Origin of the sequence: Pseudomonas sp. Pseusp16, assembly GCF_047324915.1 — a bacterium.
GTDB lineage: Bacteria > Pseudomonadota > Gammaproteobacteria > Pseudomonadales > Pseudomonadaceae > Aquipseudomonas > Aquipseudomonas fluorescens_CD.
Genome location: NZ_CP168522.1, coordinates 2,873,236 through 2,888,227, shown reverse-complemented (window position 1 = coordinate 2,888,227; position 14,992 = coordinate 2,873,236). Strand labels below are relative to the sequence as shown.

General features: G+C 56.6%; 11 protein-coding genes and 1 pseudogene. 7 read left to right on the top strand and 5 right to left on the bottom strand.

The features are described from left to right. Positions 1 to 58 precede the first annotated feature (58 nt). Together ACEN8Q_RS12950 and ACEN8Q_RS12945 are read right to left on the bottom strand one after the other, a co-directional pair. Positions 59 to 1,021, bottom strand: coding sequence for an ArdC family protein (locus ACEN8Q_RS12950; RefSeq protein WP_222585595.1), 963 nt, complete (start codon positions 1,019 to 1,021; stop codon positions 59 to 61). Positions 1,022 to 1,157: 136 nt separating this feature from the next. Next, positions 1,158 to 1,487 carry a hypothetical protein gene (locus ACEN8Q_RS12945; protein ID WP_222585596.1) on the bottom strand — a complete coding sequence of 110 codons (330 nt, stop codon included), beginning with the start codon at positions 1,485 to 1,487 and terminating at the stop codon, positions 1,158 to 1,160. 430 nt (positions 1,488 to 1,917) lie between these two features. On the opposite strand from ACEN8Q_RS12945, the pseudogene ACEN8Q_RS12940 reads away from it, so the two are divergent. After that, a pseudogene (locus ACEN8Q_RS12940) lies at positions 1,918 to 2,689 on the top strand (IS5/IS1182 family transposase); the annotation flags it as partial. Positions 2,690 to 2,881: 192 nt separating this feature from the next. Here ACEN8Q_RS12940 and csiR read toward each other — a convergent pair. Beyond that, positions 2,882 to 3,580: a DNA-binding transcriptional regulator CsiR gene (gene csiR / locus ACEN8Q_RS12935; protein WP_222585597.1), complete on the bottom strand. Its 699-nt coding sequence runs from the start codon at positions 3,578 to 3,580 to the stop codon at positions 2,882 to 2,884. Between the two features lie 194 nt (positions 3,581 to 3,774). On the opposite strand from csiR, the gene glaH reads away from it, so the two are divergent. The 4 genes from glaH (at position 3,775) to ACEN8Q_RS12915 (ending at position 9,098) form a co-directional block, all read left to right on the top strand. After that, positions 3,775 to 4,752: a glutarate dioxygenase GlaH gene (gene glaH, locus ACEN8Q_RS12930; RefSeq protein WP_222585598.1), complete on the top strand. Its 978-nt coding sequence runs from the start codon at positions 3,775 to 3,777 to the stop codon at positions 4,750 to 4,752. Positions 4,753 to 4,839: 87 nt separating this feature from the next. Beyond that, positions 4,840 to 6,114, top strand: coding sequence for an L-2-hydroxyglutarate oxidase (gene lhgO / locus ACEN8Q_RS12925; RefSeq protein ID WP_222585599.1), 1,275 nt, complete (start codon positions 4,840 to 4,842; stop codon positions 6,112 to 6,114). A gap of 13 nt (positions 6,115 to 6,127) precedes the next feature. Beyond that, on the top strand, positions 6,128 to 7,576 hold the full coding sequence (gabD, locus tag ACEN8Q_RS12920) for an NADP-dependent succinate-semialdehyde dehydrogenase (RefSeq protein WP_222585600.1): 1,449 nt from the start codon (positions 6,128 to 6,130) through the stop codon (positions 7,574 to 7,576). A gap of 100 nt (positions 7,577 to 7,676) precedes the next feature. Beyond that, a complete protein-coding gene (locus ACEN8Q_RS12915; protein WP_222585601.1) occupies positions 7,677 to 9,098 on the top strand; it encodes an aspartate aminotransferase family protein in 1,422 nt (473 codons plus the stop codon). A gap of 918 nt (positions 9,099 to 10,016) precedes the next feature. Here the strand turns inward: ACEN8Q_RS12915 and ACEN8Q_RS12910 are convergent. Both ACEN8Q_RS12910 and ACEN8Q_RS12905 read right to left on the bottom strand, forming a co-directional pair. Next, the gene (locus tag ACEN8Q_RS12910; protein ID WP_222585602.1) at positions 10,017 to 10,760 is read right to left on the bottom strand and encodes a cache domain-containing protein; all 744 of its coding nucleotides are present in this window, start codon (positions 10,758 to 10,760) and stop codon (positions 10,017 to 10,019) included. A 105-nt stretch (positions 10,761 to 10,865) separates the two neighbouring features. Further along, positions 10,866 to 11,600, bottom strand: coding sequence for a FadR/GntR family transcriptional regulator (locus ACEN8Q_RS12905; protein WP_222590372.1), 735 nt, complete (start codon positions 11,598 to 11,600; stop codon positions 10,866 to 10,868). A 279-nt stretch (positions 11,601 to 11,879) separates the two neighbouring features. Here ACEN8Q_RS12905 and ACEN8Q_RS12900 point away from each other — a divergent pair, with 279 nt between their 5' ends. Continuing rightward, complete coding sequence (locus ACEN8Q_RS12900; protein WP_222585603.1) at positions 11,880 to 13,373, top strand: aldehyde dehydrogenase; 1,494 nt, start codon at positions 11,880 to 11,882, stop codon at positions 13,371 to 13,373. 87 nt (positions 13,374 to 13,460) lie between these two features. Then, positions 13,461 to 14,939, top strand: a complete 1,479-nt coding sequence (locus tag ACEN8Q_RS12895) for an APC family permease (RefSeq protein WP_222585604.1) — start codon at positions 13,461 to 13,463, stop codon at positions 14,937 to 14,939. Positions 14,940 to 14,992 lie beyond the last annotated feature (53 nt).

Genomic DNA, 14,992 nt, shown 5'->3' with positions numbered 1-14,992 from the left:
AAAAAAGGGCTCAACTCGCGTTGGGCCCTGTGAAGCGTTTGCAGCGGTGAGGTAACGATCAAGCTCCATCGTTCATGCATAGTGAGTCATCCACGACCGCTTGCTTTAGTTGCTGCTCCAGGTTGAGTACATACTCCGAGGCGCTTCGGGCCTGGCCACTGGTGCGGAAGATCGCGCGTTTGTCAGCCTTGAGCAGGCCGAGCCAGGAGTCAATGTAGCCCTCGTGCCTAAGTTCTCCCTGTATACCGGTGTAGGCACATAAAAACGCAGCGCCCATTTCGGCGATCAACTCCTCAAATGCGTAGCCTGGCGAGCCGAACGGACAGGATGACGTCACGCCTTCGCGCTGCAACCGAGAGTGATGCCCGGTCCAGTGGATCAGCTCGTGAAGTGCGGTGGCGTAGTACCCACCTTCATCGTGGAATTGCGCTTTTGTCGGCAGTTGGATGAGATCCCTGATCGGGTGGTAAAAGGCTTCGTCTGCAGATCGATGAACGATGTGTGCACCTGAACTTAACAGCAGATTTTCCGCGGCGCTGTTGGGCTGGAAGGGATCACTCTGTTCCGTCTCGAGCAGGGTTTCATTGAGCATTTCGAGTCCCTCTGTTTGCTCGATGTTGAACAGGAAATGCGTCCTGAGAATACCGAAGTGAGCGACCTTGGGCTGACCGTTTTCATCGAGTACGGGTTGGCCTGACTCGGTCTGTTCCTCGCGCTCCATCGGCTTGTAGAGCACAGCCAGAGTACTGTGCTCACCCTTACGGATGTGCCCACCGGCCTTTTTGGCTTGATTGAAGGTCAGCCAACGATCTTGAGTGAATCCCTGCAATCTGGCCTCGGCCCAGAGCAACGGTAAATTGATACCCGAGTAGGGACGCCGCGTGATGGCGTTGATGGGGTAGGGGTGATGATGACCGACGTCAGCTGAGCCACTTGAGGAGCAGGGTTTGATCCAGGGGGCAACGCCTTGGTCTAACGCAGTAACGATCTTATCAGTCACGTCTTGGTAGATATCGCGCATGGCATTTTCCTCGAGAGAAGACGGAGGAACGCCTTGCCCGTCGGGGAGGGTTCCCCGGTTGGGTGATGGGTGGATTGATGCAGGACTTGCATGCCATCTAAGTGTGGATCTGGGGGCCGAGTACGGCCGTAGGCGTTTAGCGCTGATGCTCTCCCACGAGAGCGATTAGCAAGGCGTCAGGCTGCTCTGGCTCGAGGAGCAGGCGGAGGCTCAGCTGCAGCAACAGATCATGGTCGGGATGCCCCGTTGATGCGATGTGGGCTACCTCGAACACCACATAGGGCTCGTGTGGATAGGCCAGGTGAGCCTCGAAGGCTGCGCGCAATATGTTGCTCAGCCGATCGACCTGCAGCTTCTCAGGATGAACGGAGCGCTCGAACAGTACTGCGTGTTGCCAAGCTCCAGGCGTGAACACAATGGGCAGCCGAAGAGTGTTCAGTGCATCCGGTGTAAGTGAGTCGGACATGGTGTACCTCCGTTGAAAACGCGAAGAAACCTGTCCCGTGCGGGAAAGAATTTCCCGGCAGTGGGTTGAAGAAAAACAAGAAGGTTTGCTTGGCGAGCAGCGCTCGAAAGGCGCTCTGGAGAGCAGTAGGCGTTCATCACCGTAGAAACGGTCACCGTGCGAGCCACCGAACGCTAATCGCACTTGGGGAGAACCACCACGGAAGTGACGTAGCCTTGAAGGCTCTGGCTACCTGGGCAGGTGCTGTCGATAACAGCGATCCGTACTCATATTTAGCTTAGGGGGTTATGCGGATCAACCACTTCAGAGGAGCTATCTCACGAAAGTTGTCTACTCGTTTCCAGAGTGGATTTTCCAGGCGAGTGAACTGATAGACGGTCAAGTGTGAAATTGCTTTTGACCTGAACAGGAGTAGGTCACTACGGGGGACCATTTGAATCTGACGTATCGCTGGTTTTGCTGGTTGAACCTTGAAATGAAGTACCCAATCACTCTACTTTTTTCCAAAAATCGACACGGCTGTTTTCGGGGCAGCAATCTGTTTCGCTGTTATCCAATGAAGTGCTGCGTCGCTAGATGGGCGCAGGCCAAAAGCGAAGGATCTGCCGTGGATGCCAGCATCATCAAAGCGGATGCGAGTCGGCAGCGCGGTGTACCGGGAGATGAACAGATCAACTGGAGCGATCCGGCCCTGAGCTCCCGGGCTGTGCATGAGTACCTTGAGGCACTGGATGAGGAGGCCCTGACCGAAATGCTACCGAAGCGCCTATCGCGGACAGATCCTCAAGCCCGCGGGACCGCCACTCCGGACGGCCCAGTATTTTCGCCTACTCTACGAACTACCTGATCGATACCGAGCACAGTGTCATCGTGGATGTGGAACCCACACCGGCTCATCGAACGGCTGAGTCGAAAGTACCAATACCATGGTTGAGCGTGTCGAAGAGCCATTCGATATTAAGCCAGAGCAGCTCGTCGGCGACACCACCTATGGTACGGCGTCGATGGAAAAAAGCGTCGAGCAGCATGTACTGGTGTGGGACAAAACGGAGCGCAACAACGGCAGTCTCTCGAGCAATAACTTCCACTGGAATGAAGAGGCTGAGGAATACCGCTGCCCAACTGGCAATGCTTTGTGCAGCACATGGCGAGCCTTCAAAAAACTGCGTTCGCACGTCACCAAAGCCAACACCATCTCTTACGATCCAGGCAATGCGCTCTGGCCATGCGGTTGCAGTGCGGCGTTGTGCTACGGCATTGATAGCCACGCAGTGCTGTCCCGCAGGGGAGCCTGCGTGGAGGGCTGCGCGAAGTAAGGGGGTTGCAGGCGTCGCCAATGCTTCAGCTAGAGAGGGCGGGTATGCTCGCTTTGGCCGACCCGTTTAATCTCAAATTTATGCGGCGCTGCCCATTCCTTGCACCAGCATGATCTCGGCGATGATCGGCACCGGCGTCATCAGGTGAGTGCGCATCATAGTGCTGGCCCGTTGCGCATCGCGCGCCAGAATAGCTTCAACCAACGCGGCATGTTCCTTGCGCTTCAACGCTAGTGCTTCTTCGGAGAAGACTGTCCGGGTCAGCCAAAGGTGGCGGTAACGTTCGGCCTGGTCAAACAAATAACCGCGCGCCTGTAACAGGTGTTTTGAGCCACAACCGGCGGCGATGGCCGTGTGGAAGGCCTTGTGCCGTTCGTCCCAGACATCCAAGACCTGCTCTCGGGTTTTCACGTCCATGACTTTGGACAGGGTGTGGGACTGGGCCAGGATCTGCGCCTCCCAAGCGTCGTCACCGCGCTCGATAGCCAAGCCTACGATCATCGCCTCGAGGTTGGCGCGGGCGTCGTAGATGTCCTGCATTTCCTGCAACGACATGGGCGCGACCCGGTAGCCCTTCTGGCTGATCACCACTACCAGATGCTCGGCCACCAATTGCGAAAGCGCCTCTCGCAGCGGGCCGACACCCAGGTCATAACGCTCCTTGAGCCCGCTCATGAGGAGCTTCTCACCGGGCTTGAAGACACCACGAATGATGTCCTGTTTGAGCCGCTCATACCCGCTAAATGCAGAGTTCTGCTTGGGGGCGAGGCTATCCAAAGGTACTGCTCCTGATATCGACAAGGTCCAATCATACCTAAACAGCTGTCATACGAGAAATGCAAGACGGAATGTGATTTTGTCGATCAACAATAAAAATGTAGACATTATTAATTTATGGCGATATTTTTCTCTGCGCCTGATCCAGATCAATGCTGGAGGGGCTAATCCCTACCTTCTGCCTAGGAACTGCCATGAACGCCTTTACTCAGATTCAGGACCTTGTGATGCCACTCCCATCGGAAACTAAGGGCTTCATCCTTACCCCTTCCAGCCAGTCGCCGCGCCTGCTTGAGCTGAAATTCGCCAAGGAAACCGTCGACGCATTCGTCAAGGCGGTGGCTGAATGGCCGGTCCAGGCTCTGGAGTACAAGTCGTTCCTGCGTTTCCGGGTCGGTCAGATCCTTGACGAGCTGTGCGAAGGCACCTTGCGCCCGGTGTTGGTCAACACCATTCTGGACCGCACCACCGGCGGCATGCTGATCACGCCTGAAGGTTTGAATGACGTGACCCAAGCCGATGACATGGTCAAGTTCTCCTCCGCCGTCGCACACCTGATCGGTCGGTCCAACTTCGATGCCATGAGCGGACAGTTCTACGCGCGCTTCGCAGTGGTCAACACCGACAATTCCGACAGTTACCTGCGCCAGCCACACCGGGTCATGGAACTGCACAACGACGGCACCTTCGTTCAGGAACGTACCGACTACGTGCTGATGATGAAGATCGACGAGCAGAACATGGAAGGCGGCAACACCCTGCTGCTGCACCTGGACGACTGGGAAGACCTCAACCACTACTACACGCACCCACTGGCCCGCCGTGAAATGCGCTTCACTGCGCCACCGAGTAAGAACGTGCGTGAAGACGTATTCCACGCGGTGTTCGATAACGACGCCGAAGGCCGCCCGACCATGCGCTACATCGATCAGTTTGTGCAGCCTAAGGACTTCGAGGAAGGCATCTGGCTGACTGCCATGAGCGAATCCTTGGAAGGCAGCCAGAAGAAGGTTTCGATACCGGTGCCGGTCGGCAGCTTCGTGCTGGTCAATAACATGTTCTGGTTGCACGGCCGTGATCGCTTCACCGCCCACCCGGGCCTGCGTCGTGAACTGATGCGCCAGCGCGGCTACATCAGCTACCAGAAAACCATGTACCAACGCGGCCAATAAGGTTTGCCAAACGCTGAAACGACCAGGGCCACGACGTACGGCCCTCGTCGTGCTACCAACAAAAATGTAACTCAAGTGGGTGCACTAATGGCTGCGTACGACTTCATCATCATCGGTGGCGGCATTGTGGGCATGTCCACGGCCATGCAACTGACCCAGGTTTACCCGGACGCAAAAATCCTCCTGCTGGAGAAAGAGTCCGGCCCGGCCAAGCACCAGACCGGCCACAACAGTGGAGTGATCCATGCCGGTGTTTACTACACCCCCGGCAGTCTGAAGGCACGTTTCTGCCTGGAAGGGAACGAGGCCACTAAGGCCTTCTGCGACAAGCACAGCATCCGTTACGACGAGTGCGGCAAGCTACTGGTGGCCACCAACGAGCTGGAAATGCAGCGCATGAGCGCGTTGTGGGACCGCACCGAAGCCAATGGACTGAGGCGTGGATGGCTGTCGGCCGCCGAGCTGCGCGAGCGCGAGCCGAATATCGTCGGCCTGGGCGGTATCTACGTGCCTTCGAGCGGCATCGTGAACTACGCCGAGGTCACCGCGGCCATGGGGCGGGAATTCGAAGCCGCTGGTGGCGAGATCCGCTACAACAGCGAAGTGGTTGCCATCGATGAGCGTCCGGATGAAGTAGTGGTGCGCACTGACACTCTGGAGCACCACGGGCGTTTCCTGATCACCTGCTCGGGCCTGATGGCTGACCGCGTGGTGCGCATGCTCGGGATCAAGCCCAACTTCATCATCTGCCCGTTTCGCGGCGAGTATTATCTGCTGCCCAAACAGCATAATCAGATCGTCAACCATCTGATTTACCCGATCCCGGATCCGGCCATGCCATTTCTCGGTGTGCACCTGACCCGCATGATCGACGGCACCGTCACCGTCGGCCCCAACGCGGTGCTGGCAATGAAGCGCGAAGGCTATCTCAAGACCGATTTCTCGCTGTCGGACATGTTCGAAACCCTGACCACCCCGGGCATTCTCAAGGTGCTGATGAAGAACCTGCGTCCCGGCCTGATCGAGATGAAAAACTCACTGTTCAAGGGCGGCTACCTGAAGGAAGTACAGAAGTACTGCCCGAGCATCAACAAGAGCGACCTCACCACTTACCCGGCCGGTGTGCGCGCCCAGGCGGTCTCGCTGGACGGCAAGTTGATCGACGACTTCCTGTTCGTCAACACCGCCCGTAGCGTCAGCGTCTGCAACGCCCCGTCGCCCGCAGCGACCTCCGCGATCCCGATCGGCGCATACATCGTCGATAAGGTCCGAGAGCAGCTCGCCAGCACAGGCGTCAGTTTTGTCAAATCCGCCAACTCCACTCGGACCGCCCCGATGGCGGCCTCCGTCGCAACCCGCTAATGAGGAATTTCGCGTGCAACTCAACGATCCGAAACTGTTCCGCCAGCAAGCCTATATCGAAGGTGCCTGGGTAGATGCCGACAATGGCCAGACGCTTAAGGTCAACAACCCGGCCACCGGTGAAATCATCGGCAGCGTGCCGAAGATGGGCGCTACCGAGACCCGTCGAGCCATCGAAGCCGCCGACAGGGCGCTGCCGGCCTGGCGTACCCTGACCGCCAAGGAACGAGCCAACAAACTGCGTAAGTGGTTCGATCTGATGATGGTCAACCAGGAAGACCTGGCCCGCCTGATGACCCTCGAACAAGGCAAGCCGCTGACCGAGTCACGTGGCGAAATCGCTTACGCTGCTTCCTTTCTGGAATGGTTCGGCGAAGAGGCCAAGCGCGTGTATGGCGACATGATCCCCGGTCACCAGGTCGACAAGCGACTGATGGTGCTCAAGCAGCCGATCGGTGTTACCGCCGCCATCACTCCGTGGAACTTCCCTTCGGCGATGATCACCCGCAAGGCCGGTCCGGCCATGGCCGCCGGATGCACCATGGTCCTCAAGCCGGCCTCGCAAACGCCTTACTCGGCCCTGGCCTTGGCGGAGCTGGCCGAGCGCGCCGGTATTCCGAAAGGTGTGTTCAGCGTGGTCACCGGCAGTGCCGGCGAAGTCGGCAGCGAGCTGACCGGTAACCCGCTCGTGCGCAAGCTGACCTTCACCGGCTCCACCGAAATCGGCCGTCAGTTGATGGTCGAGTGCGCCAAGGATATCAAGAAGGTCTCGTTGGAACTGGGTGGCAATGCCCCCTTCATCGTGTTCGATGACGCCGACCTGGACGCCGCCGTCGAGGGCGCGCTGGTCTCCAAGTACCGTAACAATGGCCAGACATGCGTCTGTGCCAATCGTCTGTATATCCAGGATGGTGTCTACGATGCCTTCGTCAAAAAACTCACCGCGGCCGTGGCCAAGTTGAACATTGGTAATGGCCTGGAACACGGCATCACCACCGGCCCCCTGATTGATGCCAAAGCCATGGCCAAGGTTCAGGAGCACATTGAAGACGCTGTCAGCAAAGGCGCTCGCGTGGTTGCCGGCGGCAAGCCACATACCCTGGGCGGGACCTTCTTCGAACCGACCGTACTGGTTGATGTACCGCGCAACGCCGCCGTTGCCAAGGAAGAAACTTTCGGTCCGCTGGCACCGCTGTTCCGCTTCAAGGATGAAGCCGATGTGATCGCCATGGCCAACGACACCGAATTCGGCTTGGCGTCCTACTTCTATGCCCGCGACCTGAGCCGGGTGTTCCGTGTGGGCGAAGCCCTGGAATACGGCATTGTCGGCGTCAACACCGGGACCATCTCCAACGAAGTGGCGCCGTTCGGTGGCATCAAGGCCTCAGGTCTGGGGCGTGAAGGCTCCAAGTACGGCATTGAGGACTATTTGGAAATCAAATACCTCTGTATCGGCGTGTGATCACGGCGGACATTCATCAAGCGTCAAGAGGGGTGGAAATGAACACCCACCAAAGCCTGCAACAACGCCATATGGCCGTCATTCCCCGGAGTTCCTTAACATGAATCACTCGTATCTTTCTCTCGCCGAAAAGGATGTTCAGCATCAACTCCACCCCTACACGGATGCGCGTCTGCACCAGGAAGTAGGCCCGCTGATCATCGAGCGTGGCGAGGGCATTTACGTCTATGACAACCAGGGCAAGCGTTATCTCGAAGCGATGTCAGGTCTTTGGAGTGTGGCGCTGGGGTTCAGTAATGAGCGCTTGATCAAGGCGGCAGAGCAGCAGCTACGCAAACTTCCCTTTTATCACCTCTTCAGCCACAAGGCTCACACACCCAGTATCGAATTGGCCGAGAAGCTGATCGAACTCGCCCCGGTGCCGATGAGCAAGGTCTTCTTTACTAACTCAGGCTCTGAAGCCAACGACACCGTCGTCAAGATGATCTGGTATCGCAATAATGCCATTGGTAAGCCTGGCAAAAAGAAGTTCATCAGCCGTCACAATGCGTATCACGGCATTACTGCTGTCAGCGCCAGTCTGACCGGGTTGCAGGCGAACCAACGTGGCTTTGATGTGCCGCTGCCCGGCTTCTTTCACGTCGCTTGTCCGCACCACTATCGCAATGCCAAGCCTGGCGAGACCGATGAACAATTTGCTGATCGCCTGGCAACTGAACTGGAAAATGTCATCCTCCGAGAGGGCCCTGATACCGTAGCCGCTTTTTACGGCGAACCGCTTATGGGGGCGGGCGGCGTGATCGTGCCTCCGCGCACATATTGGGACAAGGTTCAGGCGGTGTGCCGCAAATATGATGTGTTGGTTGTCGCGGATGAAGTCATTTGCGGCTTCGGTCGTACCGGCAAGATGTTTGGCTGCGAAACCTTCGGCATCAAGCCAGACGTCATGGTAGTTTCCAAGCAATTATCTTCTTCGTATCAACCGATCGCGGCAGTCCTGATCAACGATAAGGTCTTCGAGGGGATTGCCGATCAGAGCCACACCTTCGGTACTCTGGGCCATGGGTTCACCGGCAGCGGCCACCCGGTTGCGACTGCAGTTGCGCTGGAAAACATAAAGATCATCCAAGAAGAGCGGCTTGTCGAGCATGCCTGCGAGTTGGGCGAACAACTTCAAGCCGGACTGGCTCAATTTGCTGATCATCCGTTGGTAGGGGAGGTTAGGGGCTGTGGATTGATCGCTGCTGTGGAGCTCGTTGCGGATCGTCGGACAAAGGAGCCGATGGATACGGTTGGGAAGCTGGGGCGCTACCTGGCGGGACGTGCGCAGGAGTACGGCATGATCACAAGGGCGATGGGAGACTCGATCGCATTCTGCCCGCCGTTGATTTCCACGAAAGAAGAAATACAGCTCGTGGTTGATATTTTCAGCCGTGCACTCGACGACACAGACCGCTGGTTTGGCCTGGGTGTCAACCAAAGCATGTGGCATCAGTGGGAGGGCTACACGCACAACTCCTGATAGCGTCACTTGGTGTCATAAAGTCGTATCGGTCATCGGCGCGGCGCAGGGTGCTGGTCGCGCCACGACCTTCGTTTCGTGAGTAAAAAAATGATTCTTCACGGATTACCGGGAAAGACGCTCTTGATCTTCATGAAAAAGAGTTCGCTGTCCCGGTAGCCGTACACCATCCGTTTGATGACCATGATTTATTCCTTTTAATTGACCGGTGTGCATTGACCAATGAACCCGGCTCACAATGCCTCTAGATGAACCTGTTGTTCCGTCTTCTTCAGGTTCTCTGGATTGTGCAGCAGTAAACAGCGGGTTTGCTTGATAACCTAATAGGGCAGGTTTGTTGTGATGCAGTCGATTGGTCTCGTCGACTCGCACCTGATTGATCACTGCTCGGCCATATTTGATGACCCCGTAGAAAAGGTTGTAGGCCTACCGTGCTTTCAGGCAATGCTGGCTAACCTCCAGGTCAAAAGCTGTATTCATGTTCACCGCAGCGGCCTCGATTTGAGCTCAGTCCTCTGGCTCCATTCTTCGAAAAATGATCTGACCGCGGTGCGGGTTTTAGACAGGTCCGACAGGCAGGAAACGTGTGGCATGACGCATCAAAGTTCTTGTTTCTGTCGTTCCCGGGCTTCGTGAAGAACCTCAGTGGCTGCGCGACCACCTGCGGCTACGCGAATGACAGTCCTTCTAGAGGTGGTGTTCTTCCAGTGCCGCGGCGAGCGAGCACAGCCTTGCCAAGTTGGTTGAGTTGGTTCTGGTGCAATAGCTTGACGGGATAGGCGGCTGGATGGGGGGCGCTTTCGGTAGCGGAGTGCATGGCGACCACCAGCCATCCATGGCAGGAGCTTTCATTCGACGGGATTCTTCCTGAAACGCATGGGTTGAGATTTGGTTCTTCAAACCAAGATGGAGTCTTAATCAGCACCTTGGCACAGGCCGCTCCACGACGCTCCAATATGACGATGTGTCAATAAGGCTCAGGACGCGACCCTGTTCGTTGTCCAGGCTCAGGGTACCTCGGATCAAATCACCGGCCAGCCAACTCGGTGTGTTAGCCGCCAGCACTCGACCTTCGGCATTGAGTAACAACGCCTCGTTACTGACCCGCATAAGGCTGCGCACGAGCAAGGGTTCCAGGGAGTGCAGAGAAATATCGGCAGCCGCTACACCAATGAAGCGATCTGCGAAAAAAATAGGAACCGAGAAGGCAACGATGTACTGCTCCGTGCCGTACAAATCCACAAATGGGCCGTCTATGGAGGGCTGCCGGGTTTGCTGGGGGCGGGTGTACCAAGGCATGTGCAGGTAATCGTAAAAACGGTCGCTACGGCTATTAAAATTCAGTGTCAGAGGCTGGATCTCTTCTTTTTGGGTTCGGCACCACCACTCCAGATGCATCTCGCGATCTTCCAGCTCACCAGGAGCGAAGACAACTCCGGCGCCATGAAACTTGAGGCTCTCCGAGTTCAGGATTTTCCGGATAATAGGCAGCAATGGCTTGAGGTCGCCTTGGCTGGGGCGCTTTGTGTTGCAACACAGATGTTCCCAAATGCTCAATACTTGGGCGCTCATATCGTTGAGCCCCTTGAATACGTTACTAATGGAAGCGTTGATCAACGTGGCACATTGGGACAACTCGTTTGCTGACATTTCGTTAGCCATGGCTCTACCTCATGACTCAGAGAAGACAATGCGGTGCCTGCAGTCGGCGAGGTATGCGACGCCGTGCTGCATAGCGAGCGAGTAATTCAGCAAGTTTCGTTCCATTCATAAGTCGCCTTCTGCCATTTGTTGTAGTCGTAGGGTGCTTAGGCGGCGAACGCCTCTTGTTACATGTGCTTCTGCCAGGGCGCCCGCCAGATTGGCGTCGTTCGCTACGATAGCTTCCAGGATAGCTCTATGTTCCCGTTCGATAGTCTGTGGATCCGGTTGACCGGCAAACGGCAGCCATAACAGTTCCCCAAGTTCCGCCTGCAAGCGCGCTTCGCTGTGAGTCAGGCGCACAGACTGCGCTGCCACGGCTATTTCGATATGGAATCTGGCGTCGGCTCGTCGGCGGTCTCGCCGCTCTTGAGCGTTGGCCAGAGCGTCGACAAAGCTGCTCAGTCTTGCATGTTGCTCAGGCCCGGCGCGCTGAGCCGCTAGTCGGGCGGCCGCGCCTGAAATGGCAGCGTGTTCATCGGCGAGGTCGCGCAGTTCAAGCGTACTGATTTCACGAAGTTGATCGAACAGAGACTGATCTGAGGTTTGCGGCGCGGCGCAGATGAAGCTCCCGCCGCTGCGTCCGCGACGGGTTTCGATAACCCCGCGCTCGCGCAAGACCGCCAACGCGTCCCGCAGTGTGACCGTGGCAACGCCGAGTTGTGTGGCCAGGACACTTTCATTGGGGAGCTGTTCGCCTTCTGTGAACAAACCCAGATCGATCATTTCTATCAGGCGACGGGTGACAGACTCCGTTTTACCTTCCTGGTTAAGGCGTATGAGGCTTGAAGTAGGGCTCATGGTTGATTCATTCATGGGCGGCGCCGTTTTACGCCTGTGGCAATAGTCCGATGTAGCGTCAAGCGCGTCCGGATGTGTGTTTCTTTTAAAATTCTATTTCATATTTAATGTTGTTTTTGTACATGTTCGTGTGGTGATTCTAGAGTTTTAACGCATAAAAAGTCAAAAAAATCACCTTCAATCCGCTTTTTTGGGGTTCTCATGGATTAAAAGATATGGTTCCATAGGTTTAAGGCGATTTGAGATCGCATCCATCCGAACCCAGGAGCACTTTTAACCATGAGTCAGTTGACCCGATCAGAGTGGGAAGCCAGAGCCAAGGCGCTGAGCATCGAAGGGCGAGCCTTTATCAATGGCGAATATGTGTCGGCCAGTTCAGGTGCAACCTTCGAGTGCATAAGTCCTATCGATGGGTGTGTGCTTGCCCTGGTCGCGAGTTGCGATGCGGCGGATGCCGATTTGGCGGTAGCCAGCGCCCGGTCGGCGTTCGAGTCCGGCGTTTGGTCACGCCAAGCACCTGCAATGCGCAAGGCCGTGATGGTGCGATTTTCCGAATTGTTGCAGGCCCATGCCGAAGAGCTAGCTCTGCTGGAAACATTGGACATGGGCAAGCCGATTTCCGATTCGCTGTCTGTCGACCTCCCGGGGACCATTGACAGTATCCGCTGGTGCGGTGAGGCAATCGACAAGATCTACGATGAGGTGGCAGCAACCTCGGTCGATCAGCTCGGGCTGGTTACCCGGGAGCCGGTCGGGGTGGTCGCTACTATCGTGCCGTGGAATTTCCCACTGATGATGGCGTCCTGGAAGTTGGGGCCGGCGCTGGCTGCCGGTAACTCGGTGATCCTCAAACCCTCGGAGCGTTCTCCGCTGACCGCTATCCGCATCGCACAGCTTGCTCTGGAGGCGGGTCTGCCAGCGGGTGTCCTCAATGTTCTGCCGGGCTATGGCAACACCGTGGGCAAGGCGTTGGCCTTGCACGGTGACGTTGATACCTTGGCGTTTACCGGGTCTACCCAAGTGGCCAAGCAATTACTGGTTTATGCGGGTGAGTCAAACATGAAACGGGTCTGGCTCGAGGCCGGCGGCAAGAGTCCCAACATTGTATTTGCCGATGCCCCTGATCTGCAGGTGGCGGCCGAAGCTGCAGCGGCAGCCATCGCCTTCAACCAGGGCGAGGTTTGCACCGCCGGTTCACGTTTGCTCGTGCAGGCGTCAATCAAGGAGCGTTTTGTACCAATGGTTGTCGAGGCCATGAAGGGCTGGAAGCCGGGACATCCGCTCGACCCTGATACTAATGTCGGTGCACTGGTGGACGGCCGTCATCTGGAAGGGGTGTTGCAGTACATCCAAGAGGGTCAGGTACAAGGTGCGCGGCTATTGCTGGGTGGACATGCGGCACTGGCAGAAACCGGCGGCAGTTATGTCGAGCCGACCCTGTTCGACAATGTCAGCAACTCGATGAAAATCGCCCGGGAAGAGATCTTTGGTCCTGTACTGTCAGTGATCGAATTTGACGAAGCCGAGGATGCGATACGCATTGCCAATGACACTCCTTATGGACTGGCAGCAGCCGTCTGGACGGCTGACCTGTCTCGAGCCCACAACATGGCCCGCGCACTTCGTGCCGGGAGTGTTTGGGTCAACCTCTATGACGGCGGTGACATGATGGCGCCGTTCGGCGGCTTTAAACAGTCCGGTAATGGCCGTGATAAATCCCTGCATGCCTTTGATAAGTACACCGAGATCAAGGCCACCTGGATACAACTCTGAGGCAACGCTCGTTAACTGCGCTACGGGCGGAATTGCGCCGTCCGATCAACGCCTACTAAAACAAATTCCTTTTTGAAGGATGTTGGAATGAACAGCTCAATAAGTCCTAATGTGGCTGTGGACCAGGATGCGGAGCAACTCCGTGCTCTTGGGTACACCTCGAATTTCGAACGTAGTATGAGTCTGTGGCAAAACTTTGCCCTTGGGTTTACCTATCTGTCCCCGGTGGTAGGGGTCTACACCTTGTTCGGCCTGTGCTTGGCCGCCGGCGGGCCACCAATGTTTTGGTCCTACCTGCTGGTGGGGTTCGGCCAGATGCTGGTGTGTCTGATTTTTTGCGAAGTGGTATCTCAATACCCGATTTCCGGTGGCGTCTATCCTTGGGCCCGTCGTCTGGTCGGCAAGAAGTGGGCGTGGATGGTCGGGTGGATCTATGCCATCTCTCTATGCGTCACCATTGCTGCCGTCGCGCTGGGTGCTGGTCCCTACATCGCTAACCTTCTAGGTTTCGAGTCGTCGCCGGTGACTAATACATTGGTCGCGCTATTTCTGACGGCCACGGCGACGGTCTTGAATCTCAGTGGTACCAAGCTGTTAGCTCGGGTGGCGATGTTTGGTTTTCTTTGCGAATTGGTCGGGGCTTTGTTGATCGGTGGATACCTACTGATCTTCGAACGCCACCAGTCCTTGAGCGTATTGTTCGACACTTTTGACATTTCCATCGACGGGGCCTATTGGCCAGCCTTCCTTACAGCCTCGTTGGCGGGGATGTTCCTCTACTACGGCTTTGAAGCCTGTGGCGATGTAGCCGAGGAAACCCCAAATCCTAGCCGCCAGGTTCCAAAGGCCATGCGGATGACTATTTGGATCGGCGGCGCCGCCTCGATCTTTGCGGCCTTGGCATTGATCCTGGCAGTGCCGGACATGGCCGCAGTTATTTCCGGACAAGACAAGGACCCGATGTCCACGATATTCGGCGCGGCGTTCGGTCCTGTTGGCTCTCGGGTCGTTATGGCGGTGATTACAGTTTCGTTCGTTTCCTGCGTGCTGAGTTTGCAGGCATCTGCCAGTCGTTTGCTCTATGCCTATGCTCGAGACGAAATGCTCATGGGCAGTAATGTGCTGAAAAAGCTCTCGCCTACGACGCACGTCCCGACCGCAGCCCTGGTGGTGTGTGGGGTGCTGCCGGCGATCATTGTGTGTGTGGGCTTCTACCTTCAGAACGCTATTGCGCTGGTGGTGAGCTTTGCCGCCATCGGTATCTACCTGGCGTTCCAGATGATTGTTGGCGGTGCGCTGTACGCCCGTATCCGTGGGTGGAGACCCAAGGGCCAGTTCACCATGGGACGTTGGGGTTGGGTAGTTAACATCGCTGCCCTCTGCTACGGCATGTTCGCCATCGTCAATATGTCCTGGCCGCGTACCCCGGATGCGCCCTGGTACGTGAACTACGGCATCGCACTTGTCGGTGCCATCGTCATCCTCGTCGGAGTCCTATACATGAGCCTGTTTCGTCCCTATGAAAAGGGCAGGGCCCCAGCTTCGGATGCTTGGAAAAACCGCTAATTGACATCAATACCTGCCGCTGAGCGCGGCAGGCAACCCCATCTTCTGACAAC

Bases quoted from the DNA above. Each gene is read 5' to 3' on its own strand.
- ACEN8Q_RS12950 (WP_222585595.1), bottom strand. From the start codon at position 1,021: ATGCGCGATATCTACCAAGACGTGACTGATAAGATCGTTACTGCGTTA.
- ACEN8Q_RS12945 (WP_222585596.1), bottom strand. From the start codon at position 1,487: ATGTCCGACTCACTTACACCGGATGCACTGAACACTCTTCGGCTGCCC.
- glaH (WP_222585598.1), top strand. From the start codon at position 3,775: ATGAACGCCTTTACTCAGATTCAGGACCTTGTGATGCCACTCCCATCG.
- lhgO (WP_222585599.1), top strand. From the start codon at position 4,840: ATGGCTGCGTACGACTTCATCATCATCGGTGGCGGCATTGTGGGCATG.
- ACEN8Q_RS12915 (WP_222585601.1), top strand. From the start codon at position 7,677: ATGAATCACTCGTATCTTTCTCTCGCCGAAAAGGATGTTCAGCATCAA.
- ACEN8Q_RS12910 (WP_222585602.1), bottom strand. From the start codon at position 10,760: ATGGCTAACGAAATGTCAGCAAACGAGTTGTCCCAATGTGCCACGTTG.
- ACEN8Q_RS12905 (WP_222590372.1), bottom strand. From the start codon at position 11,600: ATGAGCCCTACTTCAAGCCTCATACGCCTTAACCAGGAAGGTAAAACG.
- ACEN8Q_RS12900 (WP_222585603.1), top strand. From the start codon at position 11,880: ATGAGTCAGTTGACCCGATCAGAGTGGGAAGCCAGAGCCAAGGCGCTG.
- ACEN8Q_RS12895 (WP_222585604.1), top strand. From the start codon at position 13,461: ATGAACAGCTCAATAAGTCCTAATGTGGCTGTGGACCAGGATGCGGAG.